Origin of the sequence: Dyella sp. C11 (genome assembly GCF_003121485.1) — a bacterium.
Lineage (GTDB): Bacteria > Pseudomonadota > Gammaproteobacteria > Xanthomonadales > Rhodanobacteraceae > Dyella.
This window is the reverse complement of sequence record NZ_QAVX01000013.1, coordinates 1-19271: the sequence shown is the minus strand read 5'-3', so window position 1 is coordinate 19271 and position 19271 is coordinate 1. Positions and strand designations below refer to the sequence as shown.

The following is a 19271-nucleotide window of genomic DNA, read 5'->3' as shown; positions in this document are numbered from 1 at the left end:
CGCAACTAAGCGCGCGCGGCACGGCATGTGGTGACGCCGACGAGAAGCACGTTGCTTCCACAAGGTATCCGCAACGGGTGATAACGTTCGACTAGCAGCATGGAATGGCCCACCACTACCGTGCCGCCGCACGACTCCTATCACCGACAGCCGCATTGGGCACCCACAGCTCGATGGTCGAAGAGCTGCCTTTCAGAGCGCCCGGCATGGGAATGAGATCGATGCTCGGCCAGCGAGCAGCGAAATACGTCTTCAGCGCGCTCGCGCAGGCATCGCCACCCGGCGAATAGATCAACGTTACCTGCCCCCACGGCGATGGCTTGCGACGACCCGCCCGCGTAGCCGTGGCCGCGACATTCTCGACACCTGGCACGGCGACACCCAGCGCGCGCAGTGGCGTAACGATATCGCTCACCGGATCACGTGCCGACTCGTCATAGACCTGCGTGTAGAGCGTGAATGGGCGCCCTTCGCTCATCGCGCAGCTGGCAGCCACCTGCCCCGACGCATCGACGCGAGATTCCGGCACCACCGCTTTCTCGGGCGTGTTCGCCACCGGCCCACTGGGTGGGCGCGCGCCGGCTGTCGCGAGCGACTCGGATGACGGCGGTACCGGCGAGGCCTGCGGTGGTGGCGCTGGGACGGGCGCCGGTGCCGCTCCAGGCGCCGATGGCGACGCCCCTCCTGTCATCACCGCGGGACTCAGATCTGAAACAACCGCCGCTCTTGCCACGACGGGCGCGGAATCCGACGGTGCCGGCGCGCTGACTGCCACTGCCTGCGCAGGCATGGTCGTATTGATCGATGTTGACTGCAGCGTGTTTCGCACTGGCCAATTGGTGTAGACGGCCAACGCCTCGGTTGATGAACGGTCGCTATCGTCGCCCGTGTAGTCGAGTCGCGCCGCCTGGTTCTGGCAATCCTGGCGATCCTTGTCATCCACGTGCGGACCACCACAAAGCTGTTCCAATCGCGCGATGACATCCCCAAGCTGACTTTCCTGATCACTGTTGACGCCGTAAGTGCGCACGTACTGCTGGAGCTTGCTGAAGCCGGCGGTTGTGGCGGACGAGAAGTCCACGATGCCCGCCGGCATGACGCCCCATGCTGCGGACACGGCATCGTTGAACGCATCGCGTTGATGTTCCAGCTCGGTGCGGTAGCCCTGCCACGCCTGCCATGCAGCAACGGCCGTGGTCAGCAGCACGCCGGCGCCCAGCGATGTGCCGACTGCCTTGACCACCTTGCGTCGCCCTTGCGCCTTGATCGCTGCGGGACCGGCTTCCGGCGTCAGGGTAGAGGCGCTCGCCGGCGCCGACGCCATGGTCCAGCCTGGTGCGTGCGCAAGCATGGCTGCATCGATGCGGCGCCCGATGCTCAGGCCAAGCGTACAGTAGCTTTCCCATTCTTCTTCGCTGAAGAACTGATTGACGGTGCTTTGCTGAGGAAAGGATGGATTGCGGTCGCTGTAGCTCACCACGTCCAGATCCAGATCCTCACTCACGCGCGGCTTGACGACCAACAAGGTTCCGCACTGTTGGCTGCCTGGATACAGGATGCGCGCGAGCACAAGGCAGGCGCTGCCCGGGTGTGCCTGGATACTGGTTGGTGTTCCAAAGCAATGGCCCTTCGGCAGGATGCCGGATGGCAATGACTCCGGATCGATGAACTCGATGATGACGTCGTAATCGATGCGCGCCTTGCGCACCAGATTCTGCAAATCGCCAAAACGATAATCCGGGTCAGCTCCGCAATCGGCCAGCACAATCACCGACACGCGCCGTTTCAGCAACGCATACACACCTGTGTTGTCGAAATGCCCGCCGTCCGACACATACCAATATCGCGCACCGAGCCCGGGAAACTGGGCAAACATTTCCCGCAGCAGCGAACGGTACTTGGCCAGACCAAGGCGACTCGCCTTCCACGACTGGATCAGGCTCTGCGTCCAGTAACCCAGCCGAAAGCCGCTGAGAAACGTCATCACGGCAATGCCCGGCTTGGTATTGGAACCCATGCCCGAGGCAACGGCAGCACCGGAAATGGCTATCCATTGCGCCAGGGTGTCTTTCGCCAACACGCCATCGGCCGGCGACTCAGGCTGCTGTGCACCGGTTTCCACGCCCAGTGCGCTCAGCGTGAGATTGACGCCCTTGCGATCGGCATTGAACAGACCGGTGCGGTCGTCACGTGTCTGGTTGATGCAGCAGTTGATCAGGTGAATGGGCCCACCAAAACGATGCGGCACATAGGAGAGAAACGGCGTGTCATCGCTGGGAAGTTGTTCCGTCACGCGAAGGGTGCGTTCGGTGAAAGTACGCGTGTTGGCGACAAGCGGCGACACGGGGAAACGGGCACCCTCCGCCTGGCCGGATTGCCCATGATTTCCCACGGAAACATAGGCCCTCGCGATGCGTGAGCGATAGAAGAAATGCAGCGATGACAGATTGAGCTGCTGCAATTTGTTACCGGTAATGAACACCACCACCAGTCCCAGAAAAAGCAGCACGGGCGCATAGAGATAGGCTTGCGGATGACCTGCCATGACGGCCGCATCATTGGGCAGCAACAGCGCCTGGTACACACCCAGCCACGCAATGCCCACCGCCAGGATCAACGCAAGACCAACGCTGTTCCCCAGCGTTTCCACGGGAAGCCCGGCGGCCATTGTCTTGTCTCTTGACGAAAGCACCGGCGCTATCGCGCGCGCCACGATCACCAGGAGCGACGTCCAGCCGATGCCCCACGACAGTCGAACGGGGTTGTGGCCACCCAGCCCGCCGAGCAGCTCATAGCGGAGAAACCAGCTGACCATGTCCAGGCCGCCAAGAATCACGGCACCGACCGTCAAGGTCAGGCACATCGACAAGACGTTGGTGAAACGCAGGCGGCTCACATCCACCGCCTTGTCCCTGCTCCTACAAATCAGCGACCAGGGCCAACCGACGATGGCGGGCAACAGCAATCCGCTGGCGAAGAACAACGCCACTGCCGTCTGCGTGGACTTTGCGTGGAAAGCCTGCCAACCCAGGCTGCCGAGCCAGCCGCCGATCAGCGCGCAGAGCACCGCCAGCAACAAGCCGGTCGACAGCCCCACTTCCAGCAACCAGTAGCCATAGCACGCCGCCACTGCAACCAGTCCGAACACCGCAGCCAGCACAAACCATGGGCTGAAATTCACAGGCAGCACGCCGTTGGGCGGCGTCGCCCAGGCGAGAAAAATATGCGGCGCCACCACAAGCAATGCACCGAAGAGGCACACCACCATGAACTCGAATTGCGTCGCAACGAAACTGCGGAGCTGTCCGGAACACGCCTGAAAAAGATCCTTGATGCCCGACGGCAACAGATACCGCCCGTTGTTTCGCATCCACCAGAGCAGCAGCGAACCGTCGTTCGCGAGGCCGGCCTCGACATCCAGCGCGTTGCCGGCGTTCGCGTCCGGCTTGCGTTGATAGAGCCGCCCCAGCATGGCCCCGATATAGCCACCACCCGACACGGTGGAAAGATAGTCAAACCGATGGAGCACGCCGTTCTTGGCCAATGCCCGGAGCAGCCCGAGGCAAAACGTGGCGCTGCGAATGCCACCGCCCGAAAGCGCCAGCCCCATGGTGGGCGCGGCAGACGCCACAACGGGATGTCCATGACTGTCGAGCAGCGCTTCACGGCGCAGTTTTACGGCGTCGACGTCTGCCTTTGAAGCGCCATCGCAACGTACATGCCCGTTCATCGCGAACTCCCTCTATGGCTGAATGCGCAACGTCGCGGAGTGCAGCCACCAGCGTGGCTGCACGACGGGCGAAATCACCCGCGCGAAATGGCACCCGTTGCCCCACCGGGCATCCCCATGCCCGGCCACAAGACAGCCGCACTGCGCGGCCTCGACCCCAGACCTGACGACGATGCGCCCGCTTGCCCGGTGTCGCCATAGCACTTCGGTACTAAGCGGCATGTCTGGCGCCCTATGGCATGCGGAGAAGTGCGGCTCGGGGCTTCGTTTTGCGCCCAAACATCCCCATATCCAGGGCAGATATCTGCCATTGCCACCTTCCGACGTGTCCCAGCTCTCCCTGTTCAAGCAAGGCCCACTGGTTCTGCTGGACGACGCCAGCGGCAGGATCGTGCTCGAGGAAAACGTGATTGATGACGCGGAGGGCGCCGAATGGCACGCCCTGCTTCTCGACAGCCCCATCTGGCATCAGCAGCGTCGCGTGATGTATGAGCGCGAACTGGATGTGCCAAGACTTACTTCGCACTTTGCGGCGGACCAGCCCGACCTTCCATGGCCGCTGGAGGCCGCCCTGGGACGCGTGCGTCTACGCACAGGCGAACACTTCAACAGCATCGGCCTGAATCTGTACCGCGACCAGCACGACAGCGTGGCGATGCACAACGATCGATTGGGCGATCTGGTCGAAGGAAGGCCTATCGCCCTGCTCTCGCTGGGTGCTACACGGCGCATGCACATCCGCAACAAGAAGCACGCTCCTGCGCGCCGCATGGACGTGGACCTGACCGCGGGCAGCCTTTTGATCATGAGCTGGGAAACACAGCTGCATTACGACCACGGCATTCCCAAGCAGACGCACGCCGCAGGTCCACGCATCAGCCTGGCATTTCGGACGCGTAAATCGCATAGCGTGCATGCCTGAACGCAGTGCGTAACGATCACGCCATTTCCACGCCGCATGCATCCGCCCGGCGACAGCCTGCAAGCGCATGTTGCAGAGGTCGTCACCATGAACACCGAAAAGACTGAAAACCACAAACCCCGCCAACCGCATGGCACGTCTGGCTTTCCGGAACCCCAGCCGACGCCGGCGAAAGGCAAGTCACAGCCAAACGAGCGCACGCCACACGAGCCGCAGAACAACCCACGGCAAAAGCCGGGGCATCACTGAGAAGCAACGGATTTCAGGGCTCGGGCAAGGCTCTGTCGCAGCTCATTCATCGCTTTCCATGGATCGCCGCGCAGGCGTTTCAGCCGAGCCACCGTTCGCGCGAGATCGAATGCAGCTCCACTCTCCAGCTTGCCCAGCTCCTCCCAGCGCAACGGCACCGCAACAGGTGCGCCGGGGCGGGCACGCAAGGAATAGGACGCCACGCTGGTAGCGCCGCGCCCATTGCGCAAATAGTCGAAAAATATCTTGCCACGCCGTTTCGCCTTGCTGGCAACGGCAACGAACTCATCGGGATACGCACCCGCCAACGACATGGCGAACGCTTTTGCAAACACCTCTACTTCGGCCCATGCCGCCGAAGGACGCAAGGGCACGACCACATGCAGACCCTTGCCGCCGGTTGTACGCACGAAGGACTCAAGGCCCAGTTGACTCAACAAACGTCGCGTCGTGCGTGCCGCGGATACAACACGCTCCCAACTGACATCGTCAGCCGGATCAAGATCGAATACCACACGATCGGCCTTGTCGGGCGTAGCGGCCAGCCCGCCCCAGGGGTGAAACTCGATGACGCCGAACTGCACCAGTTCGATGATGGATGTCTCGTCCGTGGGACACAGATAGACGCCCTTCGCGCCTGAACTCTCCTTGATCGAAACCTGTTTCACATGCTTCATGCCGGGCATCGGGTGCTTCTGGAAGAAACACGTACCTTCCGTACCGTCCGGACAACGCAGAATGGAAAGCGGGCGGCCTTGCACGCCAGGCAGAAACCAGTCCATCACCGTGTCGTAGTAGCGCGCCACATCCAGCTTGGTGATCCCCGGATATACCTCGCGCTCCGGATGCGTGATGGTGATACCGCGAATGACCGGCGCATCTTTCAACGCACTGCCCGGTGCGCTTTTGCGCGACGCGGCCGTGCCACGCGCAGGGCGATCCGGCTGATGGAGACTGGCCACGGTTTTGTCCTCACGCAGAGCCTTCAGGCTGGGCTGGCGAAGCAGGCCATTGCCGCCCATGCCGCGATAGTAGACCTCGACGACAGCCTGCGGCCTGATCCAGCGCGCCTGCCGCAACAAGGGATCGATAGTGTTTTCGTGCACGGTGGGTCGCGAACCGCCCTTCAGGCCGGCCAGCGCATGACCCAGTTGCTTGAGCTGTGCATCGCTGAAACCGGAACCCACGCGACCGGCATAGTCCCAGCCACCCTTCGATCCCGGCCTGCCCAGCAATAGCGAGCCAAAGCCCTCACGACTGCCCTTGCCCGGCGTATAGCCCACCACGGCAAATTCATCGCTTTCCAGCCGCTTGATCTTCAACCAGTCGCCACTGCGACCCGCGTGATACGCGGATAACGTGCGCTTGGAGACCACACCTTCCAGGCCCTCTTTCATCACCATGGCGAGCATGTCCTCGCCGTGGCCGACCACATGGTCGCTGTAACCAAGCACGCTGTTTCGGCCGCGTTTCGGCAAACCGATGATCTTCTTGAGCAAGGCCTTTCGTTCGATCAAAGGAGCCTGGCTCACGTCCTGCCCATTCACGTGGAGGACGTCAAACACCATATAGACCAGATGCCCGCGTCGCTCGCCGGAAAGCGTCTTCTGAAGCGCTGCAAAATCGCTGCGCCCGCCATCCATCACGACGAGCTCGCCATCCAGGCGAAGCGACTTCAATCCCAATGCGCGTACGGCATCGGCAATGTCAGCGATGCGGTCGGTCCATTCCAGGGCATTGCGGGACCAGCAACGCACGTCGCCATCGGCTACCGCCGTGAGAATGCGATAGCCATCCCACTTGATCTCGTGCAGCCAGTCATCGCCTTCGGGCAACGCATGGCGAAGCTGGGTGAGCGCTGGTGGAAAGAAACCCGCATCAATGGTTTCTGCGTGACGTTTTTTGATGCCTTTCAGTGAGACTGATTTTCGGCCAGCAGCGGCCTTTGTCGCAGTCTTTCCCGTCATTTTGACTGCCTTTTTCGTCGCCGCCTTCTTCGCTGTCGCCGCCCTGGAAGCTACCTTCCCTGCCGCCGACCTTCTGGAAGCCGGCATGGCCGTATCAAGCAAGTCATCAGCCTCCACATCACCGGCGTATTCATCTTGCGACTTGATCAGGAACCACGCAGGCTGCCGCTCCTTTCGATGGCTTCGCACCAGATGCCAACGCCCGTGCAATCGCTTGCCGTACAGCGTGAACTCCAGGTGCCCCTTGCGTAGCTGTGCAGATACGTCGCCATCACTGGCCCACAAACCACGATCGAACTGATCGACGTGCCCTGCGCCATAGTTGCCCTCGGGAATGTCGCCCTCGAAATCGGCATACGACAACGGGTGATCTTCCACCTCGACAGCCAGCCGTTTCACCGCCGGATCAAAACTGGGGCCTTTGGGAACGGCCCAGCTCTTGAGCACCTTGCCTACCTGCAGGCGGAAATCAAAATGGCGGCGCCGCGCGTGATGCAGTTGCACGACGAAGATGGGGCGCTTTCCACCGGCACCAGGCGAACCGGAAGGTTCGTCAGTCCGGGAGAAATTCCGCTTGCGACGATATTCGCGCAATGACATGGGGCGAGACGTCCGACGTCGTCAGGCCGTACGACGTGAGGCGCGCTTCTTGGTCGCTGCCTTTGCGGTCTTCTTCGCTGCCGCACGCTTGCGCGTGGCGCCACCTGCTGATTTGGCGCGCGAAGTCGATTTCTTGGCCGGCGTGCGCCTTTTGCTTGCCAGGCTTTTCTGCAGCAGCGCCATGAAATCCACCACGTTGGTGCTGGCGTCTTCGGGCGACTCGGGCTCATCGACCACGGGCGTCACCAGGCCCTTGGACTTCATGCGTTTTTCGATCACCTTGTGCAGGCGGTCGCGGAATTCGTCGCGGTAGTCACCCGGCGCCCATTCGCCAGCCATCGATTCGACCAGCTGCTCAGCCATCTGCAATTCCTTGGTGCTGATGCGATAGCTCGCAGGCTTGCCGCTGGGTAGCGTGTAATCGTCCACAGGCACCAGTTCTTGTGGATAGCGCAGCAACACCAGCAGCAGGCTGTCGTCCTTGGGCATCACGGCGGACAGGTATTCACGCGTACGGATCACCACGCGCGCAATGCCGATCTTCCCCGTACGTCGCAGCGTTTCGCGCAGCAGCACATAACCCTTCTCGGCTTTCTTGCCGGGCACCAGCACATAAGGTTTCTCGAAGTATTCGGGACCCACGGACGCCGCATCGACGAAGGCTTCCACCTCAACCGCCTCCCGGCCCTCCGGCGACGCGGATTTGATGTCCTCCGGCTTCAGCACCACGTAGCTGCCTTTCTTGTACTCGTAGGCCTTGACGATGTCTTTCCATGGCACCTCCTCGCCCGTGTCGGCGTTGACGCGCTCGTAGCGGATCGGCGTATTGCTGCGACTGTCGAGCATGCGGAAATGCAGGTCGACGCGACGCTCTCCCGGCATCACCGACACAGGCACATTCAACAGGCCAAATGACAGCGTTCCAGTCCAGATGGGGCGAGCCATGACAGGGCTCCTGAAAGGACGAAACACGAGCAAAAGCCCTCGCGCGTGAGCCCGTAGTGAGTCACGCGTGAAGGCAACTGCAAATAGCTGGCTAAACGCGTTCGCCCGTTCCTTCGCGAATCGCCGTGGCCAGTTCACGGCCCAGCTCGGACAGGGTGAACGGCTTGCTGATCAGGCGAACACCAGGGTCCAGGATGCCGTTGTGCACGATGGCGTTGCGCGTGTAGCCGGTCATGTACACCACGACGAGGTCGGGCCGCATCTCTCGCGCCCGGGCCGCCAACTGGCGTCCGTTCATGCCGGGCATCACTACATCGGTCAGCATCAACTTGATATCGGGGTGTTCGTCCATCGCATGCAACGCCGCCTCGGCGCCGGGAACGTCAACGGTGGTGTAGCCGATTTCGCGCAAGGCGTTGACCACAAAAACCCGGACATCGTGATCGTCTTCCACCACCAGCACCTTGTGACGCGCAGGTTGCTCGTCCTCACGACGGTCAAACGATTCCTCGTCCAACGTTTCGGAGAAGTCACGCGGCAGATACAGCTTTACCGTCGTGCCGACACCGATCTCGCTGTAGATCTTGATATGGCCGTGCGATTGCTTGATGAATCCGTGCACCTGGCTCAGGCCCAGGCCGGTGCCCTTGCCCAGCTCCTTGGTCGTGAAGAACGGATCAAACGCCTTCTGCATCACATCTGCCGTCATGCCACCACCGGTGTCGGTCACTGCCACCATCACGTATTGACCGGCAGTGACTTCCACGTGCTGCTGCGCATAGATGCGATCGAGCACCGTATTGGCCGTTTCGATGGTCAGCTTGCCGCTGCCATTCATGGCATCGCGACTGTTCACGGCAAGGTTGATCAGCGCGCTCTCCAGCTGCGCCCGGTCGACAAATGCCGGCCACAAGCCACCGGCCTGTACCGTTTCGATACGGATACTTTCGCCCAGCGAGCGACGCAAGAGTGCCGACATGTCGCGAATGGACTGATTGATATCGGTCGGCTTGGGTTGCAATGCCTGTTGTCGCGCAAAGGCCAGCAGCTGACGGGTGAGCTCGCCGGCTTTCACGGCGCCATTCAATGCGTTGTTGGCAGGCCCCTGAAGGCGCGCATCACCTTCAGGCAGGCGGCGCAACAACAGCTCCAGATTGCCAATGATGATGGCGAGCATATTGTTGAAATCGTGCGCCACGCCACCGGTGAGATGCCCAATGGCTTCCATCTTCTGTGCCTGGCGCAGTTGCGCTTCAACGTCTTCGCGCTGGCCAATCTCCTGCTCCAGTGCATGAACGGAGTGCCGCAAGGCCGTGGCGTGCTGCTGACCCTCGCGTATCACCATATAGGTCAGCGCGCTGGCCATGCCGATGGCCAGGATCACGGCAATCATCAGCAGGAAACGTTGCTGATCCATGGCAGCCGTGCGTTGGCGCAACATCTGCTGCTCGGCTCGATCCATGTTGGTGACGATGCTGCGGATCTGCACCATCCATTGCCGGCCGGCATCACCCTTCACCACGGCGAACGCAGCATCCATCTCACCCGCATCACGCAGGTGCACCGTGCGCTCGAGTTCGTCCATCTTGGAAGCAATGAGATTGAACAGCTGGGTTTGCTGAGCTTCCCGCTCCGGGCTCAGCGCCACCATGCTGCGCAGCCTGGCTTCACGCTCCGGAAGCTGCGTTTTCGCATCGAGAAACGGCGTCAGATACGTGCGATCGCCTGTGAGCAGATAACCACGCTGACCAGTCTCAGCATCCTGCACAAGACTGAAGAGCTCCCAGGTGCTCTGCTGCAATTCCAGCGAATGCTCGACCCAGCGCTCGGCGCGAAAGCTTGACGCCACGGCCAGCACGATCAGCACGCACGCCACGCCAAGCAGCGCAAAGCCACCCACAATGCCGCGCCGCATGCGCGAAGGTCCCATTACCGATGCCATTGAGTCCCCTGGTGCCACCCAGCCCATCATTGAAGCCGTACCGCCTTGCCCTCCGGCACCGGCCTCACTTTTTCATAACGCCAACGACGAGATTCTCTCCGCCCCGGAATCGCTGTCAATCATGAAAACAGCCTGTTTTCCTTGCTGAATCTCGTACACACGATTCCTTGATCCCGTCATCACCTTTGCTGCCGGTAACATGCCTTCACGCGCCGCACAGGCGCCAAGCTGGGGGAAGGCACATGGGCACGCTGGCCACACGGGAACGCAGCATCACGTCGGCCGTGGAACGAGCAGCGTTCGACGAAGCCATGGCCATTTATCTGCGGAAAGTCGCCGACTGCAAAAAGCGCCGGTTGCGCGCCGACCTGTTGTTGGTGCTGGCTGGCATTTTGCTGGCCAGCAGCGGGTTGCTTGCTCCCCCGCTGCGCTTTGCCGTGCTACCCCTGGCTTTTGCGGTGGCCTGGGCGGGTGTCCATGTCGGCGAGTGCGCGGCACGTGCAAGGGCACGTCTGCGCTGGTAAAGCATGAAACTGGAAACACTGTTTGGATACGTCATCCGTAGAACGTTACCGCACGCCGGATTCCATCTCCCCCGTCACCGATCCGGGTGACTGCAGGCAAGCCATGAGCGTCCCGCCGTCGAGCTTCACCAGTGCCATCCCCGGATGGATGAGCGAAGCCTACGGCCACCCTTCGGCCGCCGAAGCCATGCAATGGCTGCTGGCCATGATTTGCCAGCAACTGGGCGCCGAAGCATGCATTGTGTTGCGCATCAACGACACTGGCACGCACGGCGCTGCAGCATGGACGCATGGAACCTCGATGCAATCGGTCTCCCGCGAGCTTTTCCCGCTGCACGGCAGCGCCAGCGAGCACGCGCTTTCGGCACCCTCACCCGTCGCGCTTGAACTTGCGTTACTGGGTGCCGACCCGTGGCTGGCCAATCGCGGCATTACAGGCGGGGCGATGGTCGCCCTGCAACAAGGACCTGTCCGGTTTGGCTCGCTGGGCGTCTACTTCACACACGACAACGTTGACGTGGCGGAAACGCTTTCCGTGCTCGCCGAAGTGCGACTCATGCTATGGCCCCTGCTGTGCTGGCTGATCCTGGGCATGGAGCGCGGCACCACGGAGCATGGCCACACCGGCGACGCCCCAGGCACCGTGCATCGCGCCAACAACATTCTGAGCAATATCGTGCTGCTCACCGACCTGGCGCTCGACATGCCCTGCGCGAAGCAGGACGAATCGATGCATGTACTATTGGAGCGGATAGCCGCTGAAAGCGTGCGCTGCGCAAGCGTGCTTCGCGAGCTGGGTCCGGGCTGATTCAAGGAGGGAAGCGGCGCCCTGCCGTGCGCCGCCATCCCTAATGATTTGCGATTAGTGGTGCTTGTCGTAATCGCGCTGACGATCGTGTTCCTTGCCGATTTCCTTCTGAACCTTGCCGGCGTTCTTTTCGAGATTGCCCGCCGCTTCCTTGACCGGATTATTCGTTACCTTGCCGACGCCCTCTTTGATGGCGCCCTTGATCTCGTGCTTCGTACCCTCTACGCGATTCTTATCCATAACGTTCTCCAGCGTCGCCGGATTGCGACGTGACGTTTTTAGGAATCGCGAGGTGCCCGCACTGTGAAATTAGAAGAAAGGCCGAAGGCAGCTGTACATCCTGCTTTTTAACGTGCGCTAGATGTTAGCCCGACGGCAAAAACGCATGCGGGCGACGTGCGCAACGCATACTGATTCGGGATGCGGTCAGTCGAGCATCCCGCGCACTTTGGTAAGCAGCTGATCAATCTCAAACGGCTTGATAAGGATATCCATCCCCTCGTCGAGCAACTCATCGCCGGCCAACGCACTCTCTGCATAGCCCGTCATGAACAGGATCGGCAACGAGGGGCGCCAAGCACGCGCCGCCTCCGCCAACTGCCGGCCATTCATGCCCGGCAGGCCCACATCGGTCAGGAGCAAATGAATGGCGACATCGCCGCGCAGCACGCGTAGCGCCGCATCGACGTCCTCGGCTTCAATGCAGCGATAACCAGCATCGGAAAGCAGCTCACGCGCGAGTGCGCGCAGCGACGTGTTGTCCTCCACGATGAGCACGCTCTCGCCCTGGCCCTGCGCCCAGTCAGCGGACTCCTCCAGCTCTTCTTCGTGCTCGGGCTCGCCTTGCGGCAACGTCAGCCGCACTTCCGTGCCCACGCCCTTCTGGCTGCAAATGGTGACGCGCCCACCGGATTGCCGGGAGAAACCGTAAATCATCGAAAGGCCCAAACCCGTGCCCTTGCCCATGGGTTTGGTCGAGAAGAACGGTTCGAACACGCGCTCAAGCACATCCGGCTCGATGCCCGAGCCGTTGTCGATCACGGCAACCTGGACATAGCGGCCGTCCGGCAGCTCGCCATCGCCATGAAGACGCGTCGTGGAGGTAAGCACACGAATCTCGCCACCGTTGGGCATGGCGTCGCGCGCATTGATCACCAGGTTGATGATGGCGTTTTCCAGCTGATTGGCGTCGACCTTGGCGATACCGATGTCGTCCATCAACTCGAAACGCAGTGCAATGTGCTCCCCAATGGTCCGGCGCAGCAGATCATTGAGCGAACGCAACAGCTGGTTGATGTCCACCGGCTTGGGATCAAGCGGCTGCTGACGCGCGAATGCAAGCAGGCGATGCGTCAGCGACACGGCACGACGCGCCGAACCCAACGCCATGTCGGCAAAGCGCTGCACGCCTTCGATACGCCCTTCGGACACGTGGCGGCTCATCAGGTCGATGCCGGTGATGATGGTCGTCAGCAGGTTATTGAAGTCATGCGCGATGCCGCCGGTAAGCTTGCCCAGCGCGTCCATCTTCATCGCCTGGTGCAGCTGCGATTCGGTGCGCTCGCGCTCGGCGATTTCCTGGGCCAACTGCGTATTCACCGAGGCCAGTGCAGCCTCGTGACGCTGCTCGCGCCTCCATTGCTCGGTAACGTCTTCCACGAAGACCAGGCCGAGGTCGGGCGCGCGATAAGGCGCGACACGCCACTCGATACGCCGCACCGCATCCCGAACCCGCATGGAGACCGTGCCGCGCCAGCGCTTGCGCTCGGCCAGGTGCGTACGCAGCTGCTCCAGCGCATCCTCCTGCCCCGACTCAAAGGACGCCAGCAACGAGCCCTCGTTCTCGGCGCCATACAGCAGGCGAGCGAAGGCTGCATTGGCCTCATGAATGGCGAGCCGCTGGTCCACCACGGCAATCGGCGCCACGGTGCTGGAAAAGATTTCGCGGAAACGCGCCTCGCTCTCTGTCAGCGCATCTTCCGCGCTGCGCACGCGCAGCAGGGTTCGCAGCGTGGCGAGCAACACATCCGGGTCCACGGGATGGATGAGGTACGCATCCGCACCCGCGTCCAGGCCCGTGATGAGATCGCCCGTTTCGATCGACGCAGCCGACACGTGAATCACCGGCAGCAACCGAGTGCCCGCCTCGCTGCGCAAGTGGCGCACGATGTCGAAGCCGCTCATGTCGGGCAGGTTCACGTCGAGTATCAGCGCTGCAAACGCCTCGCTGGCGAGCAATGCCAAGCCTTCCGCGCCCGTGCCGGCCTCCTTGACAGGATAGCCGTGACGTTCCAGCACGCGACGCATGGAGTAAAGCGTGGCGGCATTGTCGTCGACGATCAGCAACGGACTATGACTCGGCATGGGCAACCGCCTCCGGAAGCGTGTGCGGAAGAATGACGAAGAACACCGAACCCTCGCCCGGCTTGCTTTCCATGCCCACGTGCCCGCCTAGCAATTCCGCGTAGCGCTTGCACAGCGACAAGCCCAGGCCGGTGCCACGCAGCCGCTTCTGCAAGGGCGAGTCCAGCTGGCTGAAGTCCTTGAACAGGTCTTGCTGCAGGTCTTCGGGAATGCCGATGCCGGTGTCGCGCACGGCGAAGCACACTTCATGTTCGCCATGGATGTGGGCCGACACGCGCACCGTGCCACGCGGGGTGAACTTCAGTGCATTGGAAATGTAGTTGCGCAGGATCTGGGACAGCTTGCGGTCGTCCGTGTAGAGACGCGGCATGTCTTCAGGATCTTCAAAGACAAGATCAGCCTCGGTCGCCTCCACGATCGGCCGGAAGGTGCCGCGAAGCGCCGCAAACAGGTCCACCATGTCGAACCACGCCGGCGAGATGGTGATGCGGCCCGCCTCGATCTTCGCCAGATCCAGCAAGTCGTCCACCATGTCGCTCAGTTCACGCGCGCCCGAGGAAATGTACTTGATCTGCCGGTGCTGCTCGGGCGTCAGCGGCCCGTCCATTTCGTCGGACAGAAGGCGCGCAATACTGAGAATGGAACCCAACGGCGTACGGAACTCGTGGCTCATGTAGGAAAGGAAGCGACTCTTGAGCTCCGAGGCTTCCTTCAGCTGCTCGGCCTGCTTGTCCAGCTCGGCGTAAAGCGCGACGACGCCTTGATTGGTTTCATCCAGTTCCGCGCGCAGCGACTCCGCCTCGACGCGCAAGCGCTCCAGTTCTTCCTGCATCTTGGCCATGGGCTCCATGGGATCAGACATGCTTGCGCTCCAGGGCTAGCACCATCACGGTGGCGTCGTCGCGGCCCCGGTTGAAGTCCCGGTGCAGCACGGCAGCAATCACCGCCGGGTGGCGCATGAGCAATCCGGGGTAATCACTCAGCCGCCAGCGCGACTGCAAACCGTCCGAATGCATGATCAGCAACTGCCCGATGATATCGCTGAAATCAAAGGCCTGGGCGCGCCGGAATTGCGCGCCGACGATGCCGGGGTGCGATGCGAGCCCACGCATCGATGCAGCCCCCACCAGGTTGGCTGAAATGTTGCCGATGCCGGAAAACCGCAGTGTTCCGCGCGCCATGTCCACTCTGGCAAGCGCCACGGCGCCGCCCCGCGAGCCCATCATGGACTGGTGAAGCTCAGCCATGAGCGATGAGGGCTCGGCCATGGGATTTTCGACAAAGGCGGCAACGCCTGCCTCGGCGGCGCGCGACGCAGCCTCGCCGTGGCCCAGCCCGTCGACCACCATCGCGGACAGGATGTCGCCATGGATGGCGAACGCCCAGCCATCGCCGCAAAACGTTTCGCTGTGCATGGCCGTTTGGGACACGCCAAAACGAATGTCGTTGTCGGCATGCTGGCGAGGGAAAAGTCGGGCCAGCACCACGGAGCCACGCGCATCCGAGTAGACGTCCATCACCTGCGCCTGGCGCACCACGGCCCCCAGCCCAATACCCTGTGAGCCGTGCGTGGAAAATCCATCCGGCAGGCAGGACGCGAGATTAAAGCCCGGCCCGCGATCGACCGCTACCACCTCCACGCCTTTCGACTGCCGTCCGGGCACGCTGCGCAAGTAGAGAAACCCGCCGTGGCCATGCTTGATCACATTGGTGGCAAGCTCGGTCGCCACCAATGCCGCACGCCCACCATCGCTCTCGTCGAAACCTAGATCCGCGGCAATATGCAGAGCCCGGCGACGCGCCTGTCCGACCTGCGTTGCTTCGTCCATCGCAATGGCGCAGCCCAGATCACCTTGCAGCGTCAGTTCCATTTGGTGATGGTGACGCGCGTACCTTCCCCTGGCGCGCTCTGGATGTCGAATTGATCGACCAGGCGCTTGGCACCCGTCAGCCCAAGCCCCAGCCCATTGCCGGACGTCCAGCCATCGGTCATCGCCTGCTTGATATCGGGAATGCCGGGGCCTTCGTCGCGAAATACCAGCCGCACGCCCTTGCGGCCGCCGTCTTCCACGAGCTCCCAATCCATGTCGCCACCACCGCCGTAGATCACGGTGTTGCGGGCCAGCTCGCTCACGGCGGTGACCAGCTTGGTCTGGTCCACCAGGCGCAGGCCGCACTCGATCGCCAGCTTGCGCACGGCCTGGCGACTCAGCACCACATCCTGCTCGGATCGGATGGCATGTGTTCCGCTGCGCGTGGTCATAGGCTCCGCACGCGTTCGCGCAACAGCTTCATGCCGCGCTCCACATCCAGCGCCGTGCTCACGCCCGACAGCGTAAGCCCCAACTCGACCAGCGTAATGGCCACGGCGGGCTGCATGCCGACCACCACCGTCTCCGCATCGAGGATGCGCGACAGGCCCGAGATCATGCTGATCATGCGACCGATGAATGAATCGACGATATCCAGCGCGGAGATGTCGATGAGCACGCCTTTGGCCGAGATCTCGTTGATCTTGGTCGAAAGATCGTCCTGCAAGGTCAGAGCGAGCTGGTCATGCATGTCCACCTGGATGGTGACCAGCAGAAACTCACCCATGCGCAGAATGGGAATGCGGTCCATGGCGTTAACCGGCCGCCTTCGTCACGGTGAGGCCGGAACGCTTGAGCGCCAGGGCCAGCGCATCGGCCAGGTTGGCCTTGGTGACAATGCCACCCAGATCCAGACCCAGATGCACGATGGTCTGCGCAATTTGCGGACGAATGCCGCTGATGATGCAATCCGCACCCATCAGGCGAATGGCGGTCACCGTCTTGAGCAGATGCTGGGCCACCAAGGTGTCCACCGTGGGCACGCCGGTGATGTCGATGATGGCGATTTCCGAGCCGGTTTCGACGATGCGCTGCAGCAGCGACTCCATCACCACCTGCGTGCGCTGCGAATCCAGCGTACCGATCATCGGCAAGGCCAGCACGCCTTCCCACAGCTTGACCACCGGCGTGGAGAGCTCCAGCAACTCCTCCTGCTGGCGCAGGATCACTTCTTCGCGCGACTTCTGGAAGGAGCGAATGGTGTGCATGCCCAACGTGTCGAGCAGTTCGGAGATCATCCACAGCTCGCTGGAAAGCGCGCGCGGATCGGCGGCGTAAGCCTTCTGCAGCAAATCAAACAACGGCCGCTTCAACGAAAAGATGAAATGCGCAGTGTGCTGTGAATCAAAGCCCTGCATGGCGCGGCTGCGCGACAGCGCTTCCAGAAACTGGCGCGAATCCAGCCACTCCGAGCGAGTCAGGTCCGCGGCATCGCCGTTGGCCGAAGCCGTCACGAGCAGACTCAGGAACTCCCTGGCCTGGCGACTGACGTCCTCACGACTGATGCGGCTGTCGTTTAGAGAGCCGCCATCGCCGAGATTCTCGATCCAGCTGGCCAGCAAGGCCGACTCGTTTTGCTTGATGGCGTCGATGGTCGCCTGCTGAAGAATGGCCATGTGCGTCTCCACGAAGATTCCATTCATCATCAGGGAACGCGGCTTGCTTGGGAATAGCTGGTGAAAAAATCGTGCAGACGCTGCGGAATTTGACACGTCCTTGACACTCGACCACTTAAACGGATCGGTTACCAAGGGCGTCAACATAGAAAGATCATCATGGGCCTCGACCGAACACTGAGCATCCTTCTCGTCGAGGACGACGACGGCATCCGCACCATTGCCAGCCTTCTGCTTGAAACGGAGGGGCACCGCGTGCACGTGGCGTCAAGTGGTGAAGAAGCCAGTGAGTGGCTGAAGCAGAACCACCCCGACCTGCTGTTTACCGACATCAACATGCCCGGCGGCATGAAAGGCACGGAACTGGTACGCATCGCACGCCTCGCCAATCCTGGCCTGCGCGTACTGCTGACGTCAGGCGAAGCCTTTCCCGATCCTTCGTGGCTGGCCTCCGGCGGGCATTACCTCAACAAGCCATATGACCGCCGGGCGCTGCTCGCCGCCATTGAAGCTACGGCGACGCCTGCGGCCGCCTGATCAGGACATCATCGGCGGCGGGCCACCCATGCCCACCGCAGCCACCATGTGGCGAATGCGCTGCAACACCCAGTCGTGATCCTCGCGCGCCGCATTGCGCAGCACCTCTTCCGCAAGCCCCGAGAATTCCTGCCAGAACGCGGGGGGCTCGGGATACTTGCGCGCCAATGCCTGTGCATATCCGTTCAAGCGCTCAAGGTCGCTGTCGAGGTTTTCGCGATTCTTCGTCATGGGCGATCCATGCTGTCCTGGCGTGCACCACTCGCGCCTGTGTAACGACAACGTGCGAACGAACGCGTCACGGTCGTGTCGCCACGACGTGATGCAGCGTGGCAAGCACTCATCAGCCACAACGCCAGCCAAATGCAACGCGCGACTCATGACGCGAAAGCCGCCTCTTTACATTTGCGCGGCAGCCCGATCACGCATGCGCATTGATGGTGAAGCCTCATTTCAAAAGCGAGGTTGCCGCCATGAGCCAACACACTCACGAAATTCATGTACTCAATGGACTCATCGAGACAACCATCGACAGCGTCGACGGCTACACCGAAGCCGCAAAAGACGCAGAAAGCGTGGAGTTCCGCGACCTGTTCCTTGCGCGCGCCATGGAGCGTCGCCAGGTGGCCGCCCGCTTGCGTGAGGCCGTTCGCCGCGAAGGTGGCGAACCCGCAGACGACGGCACCGTGCTCGCCTCCGCGCATCGCGTGTTCGTGGGTTTGCGCAACACCCTGAGCCGCGGCGACAAGGCCGTGATCGATGAAGTGGAACGTGGCGAAGATCACATCAAGTCGAAGTACGATGATGCCTTGAAGGACGACAAGCTGTCCCTGTCGGCGCGCGAATCCATCCAGCAGGCCTATACCTCGGTACGCCAAGGCCATGACCAGATGAGCGCCATCAAGCACGCCATTCGACCGGGAACCCATTGATGGTGCTGCCGCTGCACAACGACGCAGCGGATGACGACCCGGCCGGATGCATGGTCATCCAGCCGGGTCGTGTTCCCGATGCGCTGCCGCAGCTGTTTTCACAGCATATGTGGCTGCTGGTCCGGCGGCGGGACCGGGTCCTGTATGGGCGCCGGGGGCGGCTCGGGATCGGTGAGCGGCGGGCGTTCCCGCGCGGTCTCTGATACCCATCGGACGCTGCCGACGATCTCACGCGTGTAGATCACGGTGGGCGGCGCATCAGTA

18 protein-coding genes are annotated in these 19271 nt (G+C 61.9%); 6 read left to right on the top strand and 12 right to left on the bottom strand.

All coding sequences use genetic code 11. The annotated features are described in order from the left end of the window. Positions 1-115: 115 nt before the first annotated feature. Entirely contained in the window at positions 116-3730 is a 3615-nt protein-coding gene (locus DK366_RS13110; protein ID WP_109126008.1) for a patatin-like phospholipase family protein, read from the bottom strand. 325 nt (positions 3731-4055) lie between these two features. Between DK366_RS13110 and DK366_RS13105 the strand changes: the two genes are divergently transcribed. Continuing rightward, a complete protein-coding gene (locus DK366_RS13105) occupies positions 4056-4652 on the top strand; it encodes an alpha-ketoglutarate-dependent dioxygenase AlkB (protein ID WP_232821033.1) in 597 nt (198 codons plus the stop codon). Between the two features lie 242 nt (positions 4653-4894). Here the strand turns inward: DK366_RS13105 and ligD are convergent, their stop codons facing one another. The 3 genes from ligD to DK366_RS13090 form a co-directional block, all read right to left on the bottom strand. Continuing rightward, positions 4895-7468, bottom strand: coding sequence for a DNA ligase D (gene ligD, locus DK366_RS13100; RefSeq protein ID WP_109126006.1), 2574 nt, complete (start codon positions 7466-7468; stop codon positions 4895-4897). Between the two features lie 21 nt (positions 7469-7489). Further along, positions 7490-8413 (bottom strand): Ku protein, encoded by a 924-nt coding sequence (locus DK366_RS13095; RefSeq protein WP_109126005.1) that lies wholly within the window; start codon positions 8411-8413, stop codon positions 7490-7492. Between the two features lie 91 nt (positions 8414-8504). Then, a complete protein-coding gene (locus DK366_RS13090; protein WP_198651544.1) occupies positions 8505-10328 on the bottom strand; it encodes a CHASE3 domain-containing protein in 1824 nt (607 codons plus the stop codon). A gap of 269 nt (positions 10329-10597) precedes the next feature. Between DK366_RS13090 and DK366_RS13085 the strand changes: the two genes are divergently transcribed. Both DK366_RS13085 and DK366_RS13080 read left to right on the top strand, forming a co-directional pair. Next, positions 10598-10879 carry a hypothetical protein gene (locus DK366_RS13085; protein ID WP_109126003.1) on the top strand — a complete coding sequence of 94 codons (282 nt, stop codon included), beginning with the start codon at positions 10598-10600 and terminating at the stop codon, positions 10877-10879. Between the two features lie 22 nt (positions 10880-10901). Beyond that, positions 10902-11687 carry a hypothetical protein gene (locus DK366_RS13080; RefSeq protein ID WP_198651543.1) on the top strand — a complete coding sequence of 262 codons (786 nt, stop codon included), beginning with the start codon at positions 10902-10904 and terminating at the stop codon, positions 11685-11687. 54 nt (positions 11688-11741) lie between these two features. On the opposite strand, the gene DK366_RS13075 is transcribed toward DK366_RS13080, so the two are convergent. The 7 genes from DK366_RS13075 to DK366_RS13045 form a co-directional block, all read right to left on the bottom strand. Then, positions 11742-11927: a CsbD family protein gene (locus DK366_RS13075; RefSeq protein ID WP_109126001.1), complete on the bottom strand. Its 186-nt coding sequence runs from the start codon at positions 11925-11927 to the stop codon at positions 11742-11744. A gap of 186 nt (positions 11928-12113) precedes the next feature. Further along, positions 12114-14051, bottom strand: a complete 1938-nt coding sequence (locus DK366_RS13070; RefSeq protein ID WP_109126000.1) for a response regulator — start codon at positions 14049-14051, stop codon at positions 12114-12116. Next, positions 14038-14913, bottom strand: coding sequence for an ATP-binding protein (locus tag DK366_RS13065; RefSeq protein ID WP_109125999.1), 876 nt, complete (start codon positions 14911-14913; stop codon positions 14038-14040). Before DK366_RS13065 ends, DK366_RS13070 begins: the two co-directional genes overlap by 14 nt. Next, complete coding sequence (locus DK366_RS13060) at positions 14906-15922, bottom strand: ATP-binding protein (protein ID WP_109125998.1); 1017 nt, start codon at positions 15920-15922, stop codon at positions 14906-14908. The genes DK366_RS13065 and DK366_RS13060 overlap by 8 nt, the downstream gene beginning before the upstream one ends. Beyond that, positions 15913-16314 (bottom strand): anti-sigma regulatory factor, encoded by a 402-nt coding sequence (locus tag DK366_RS13055; RefSeq protein ID WP_109125997.1) that lies wholly within the window; start codon positions 16312-16314, stop codon positions 15913-15915. Before DK366_RS13055 ends, DK366_RS13060 begins: the two co-directional genes overlap by 10 nt. Beyond that, positions 16311-16673, bottom strand: a complete 363-nt coding sequence (locus tag DK366_RS13050) for an STAS domain-containing protein (RefSeq protein ID WP_109125996.1) — start codon at positions 16671-16673, stop codon at positions 16311-16313. The genes DK366_RS13055 and DK366_RS13050 overlap by 4 nt, the downstream gene beginning before the upstream one ends. Before the next feature lie 4 nt (positions 16674-16677). Continuing rightward, complete coding sequence (locus tag DK366_RS13045; RefSeq protein WP_109125995.1) at positions 16678-17538, bottom strand: STAS domain-containing protein; 861 nt, start codon at positions 17536-17538, stop codon at positions 16678-16680. Between the two features lie 159 nt (positions 17539-17697). Here DK366_RS13045 and DK366_RS13040 point away from each other — a divergent pair, with 159 nt between their 5' ends. Continuing rightward, positions 17698-18075, top strand: coding sequence for a response regulator (locus tag DK366_RS13040; RefSeq protein ID WP_109125994.1), 378 nt, complete (start codon positions 17698-17700; stop codon positions 18073-18075). Here DK366_RS13040 and DK366_RS13035 read toward each other — a convergent pair whose 3' ends face one another. Next, positions 18076-18306, bottom strand: coding sequence for a hypothetical protein (locus tag DK366_RS13035; protein WP_109125993.1), 231 nt, complete (start codon positions 18304-18306; stop codon positions 18076-18078). Between the two features lie 242 nt (positions 18307-18548). Between DK366_RS13035 and DK366_RS13030 the strand changes: the two genes are divergently transcribed. Together DK366_RS13030 and DK366_RS13025 are read left to right on the top strand one after the other, a co-directional pair. Further along, a complete protein-coding gene (locus DK366_RS13030) occupies positions 18549-19007 on the top strand; it encodes a PA2169 family four-helix-bundle protein (RefSeq protein WP_109126089.1) in 459 nt (152 codons plus the stop codon). After that, complete coding sequence (locus DK366_RS13025; protein WP_109125992.1) at positions 19007-19210, top strand: hypothetical protein; 204 nt, start codon at positions 19007-19009, stop codon at positions 19208-19210. Before DK366_RS13030 ends, DK366_RS13025 begins: the two co-directional genes overlap by 1 nt. Positions 19211-19271 lie beyond the last annotated feature (61 nt).

Coding starts and splice junctions, on each gene's coding strand:
- DK366_RS13030 (WP_109126089.1), top strand. CDS start 18,549: ATGAGCCAACACACTCACGAAATTCATGTACTCAATGGACTCATCGAG.
- DK366_RS13045 (WP_109125995.1), bottom strand. CDS start 17,538: ATGGCCATTCTTCAGCAGGCGACCATCGACGCCATCAAGCAAAACGAG.
- DK366_RS13040 (WP_109125994.1), top strand. CDS start 17,698: ATGGGCCTCGACCGAACACTGAGCATCCTTCTCGTCGAGGACGACGAC.
- ligD (WP_109126006.1), bottom strand. CDS start 7,468: ATGTCATTGCGCGAATATCGTCGCAAGCGGAATTTCTCCCGGACTGAC.
- DK366_RS13065 (WP_109125999.1), bottom strand. CDS start 14,913: ATGTCTGATCCCATGGAGCCCATGGCCAAGATGCAGGAAGAACTGGAG.
- DK366_RS13055 (WP_109125997.1), bottom strand. CDS start 16,314: ATGACCACGCGCAGCGGAACACATGCCATCCGATCCGAGCAGGATGTG.
- DK366_RS13070 (WP_109126000.1), bottom strand. CDS start 14,051: ATGCCGAGTCATAGTCCGTTGCTGATCGTCGACGACAATGCCGCCACG.
- DK366_RS13085 (WP_109126003.1), top strand. CDS start 10,598: ATGGGCACGCTGGCCACACGGGAACGCAGCATCACGTCGGCCGTGGAA.
- DK366_RS13090 (WP_198651544.1), bottom strand. CDS start 10,328: ATGCGGCGCGGCATTGTGGGTGGCTTTGCGCTGCTTGGCGTGGCGTGC.
- DK366_RS13025 (WP_109125992.1), top strand. CDS start 19,007: ATGGTGCTGCCGCTGCACAACGACGCAGCGGATGACGACCCGGCCGGA.
- DK366_RS13060 (WP_109125998.1), bottom strand. CDS start 15,922: ATGGAACTGACGCTGCAAGGTGATCTGGGCTGCGCCATTGCGATGGAC.
- DK366_RS13050 (WP_109125996.1), bottom strand. CDS start 16,673: ATGGACCGCATTCCCATTCTGCGCATGGGTGAGTTTCTGCTGGTCACC.
- DK366_RS13035 (WP_109125993.1), bottom strand. CDS start 18,306: ATGACGAAGAATCGCGAAAACCTCGACAGCGACCTTGAGCGCTTGAAC.
- DK366_RS13095 (WP_109126005.1), bottom strand. CDS start 8,413: ATGGCTCGCCCCATCTGGACTGGAACGCTGTCATTTGGCCTGTTGAAT.
- DK366_RS13110 (WP_109126008.1), bottom strand. CDS start 3,730: ATGAACGGGCATGTACGTTGCGATGGCGCTTCAAAGGCAGACGTCGAC.
- DK366_RS13075 (WP_109126001.1), bottom strand. CDS start 11,927: ATGGATAAGAATCGCGTAGAGGGTACGAAGCACGAGATCAAGGGCGCC.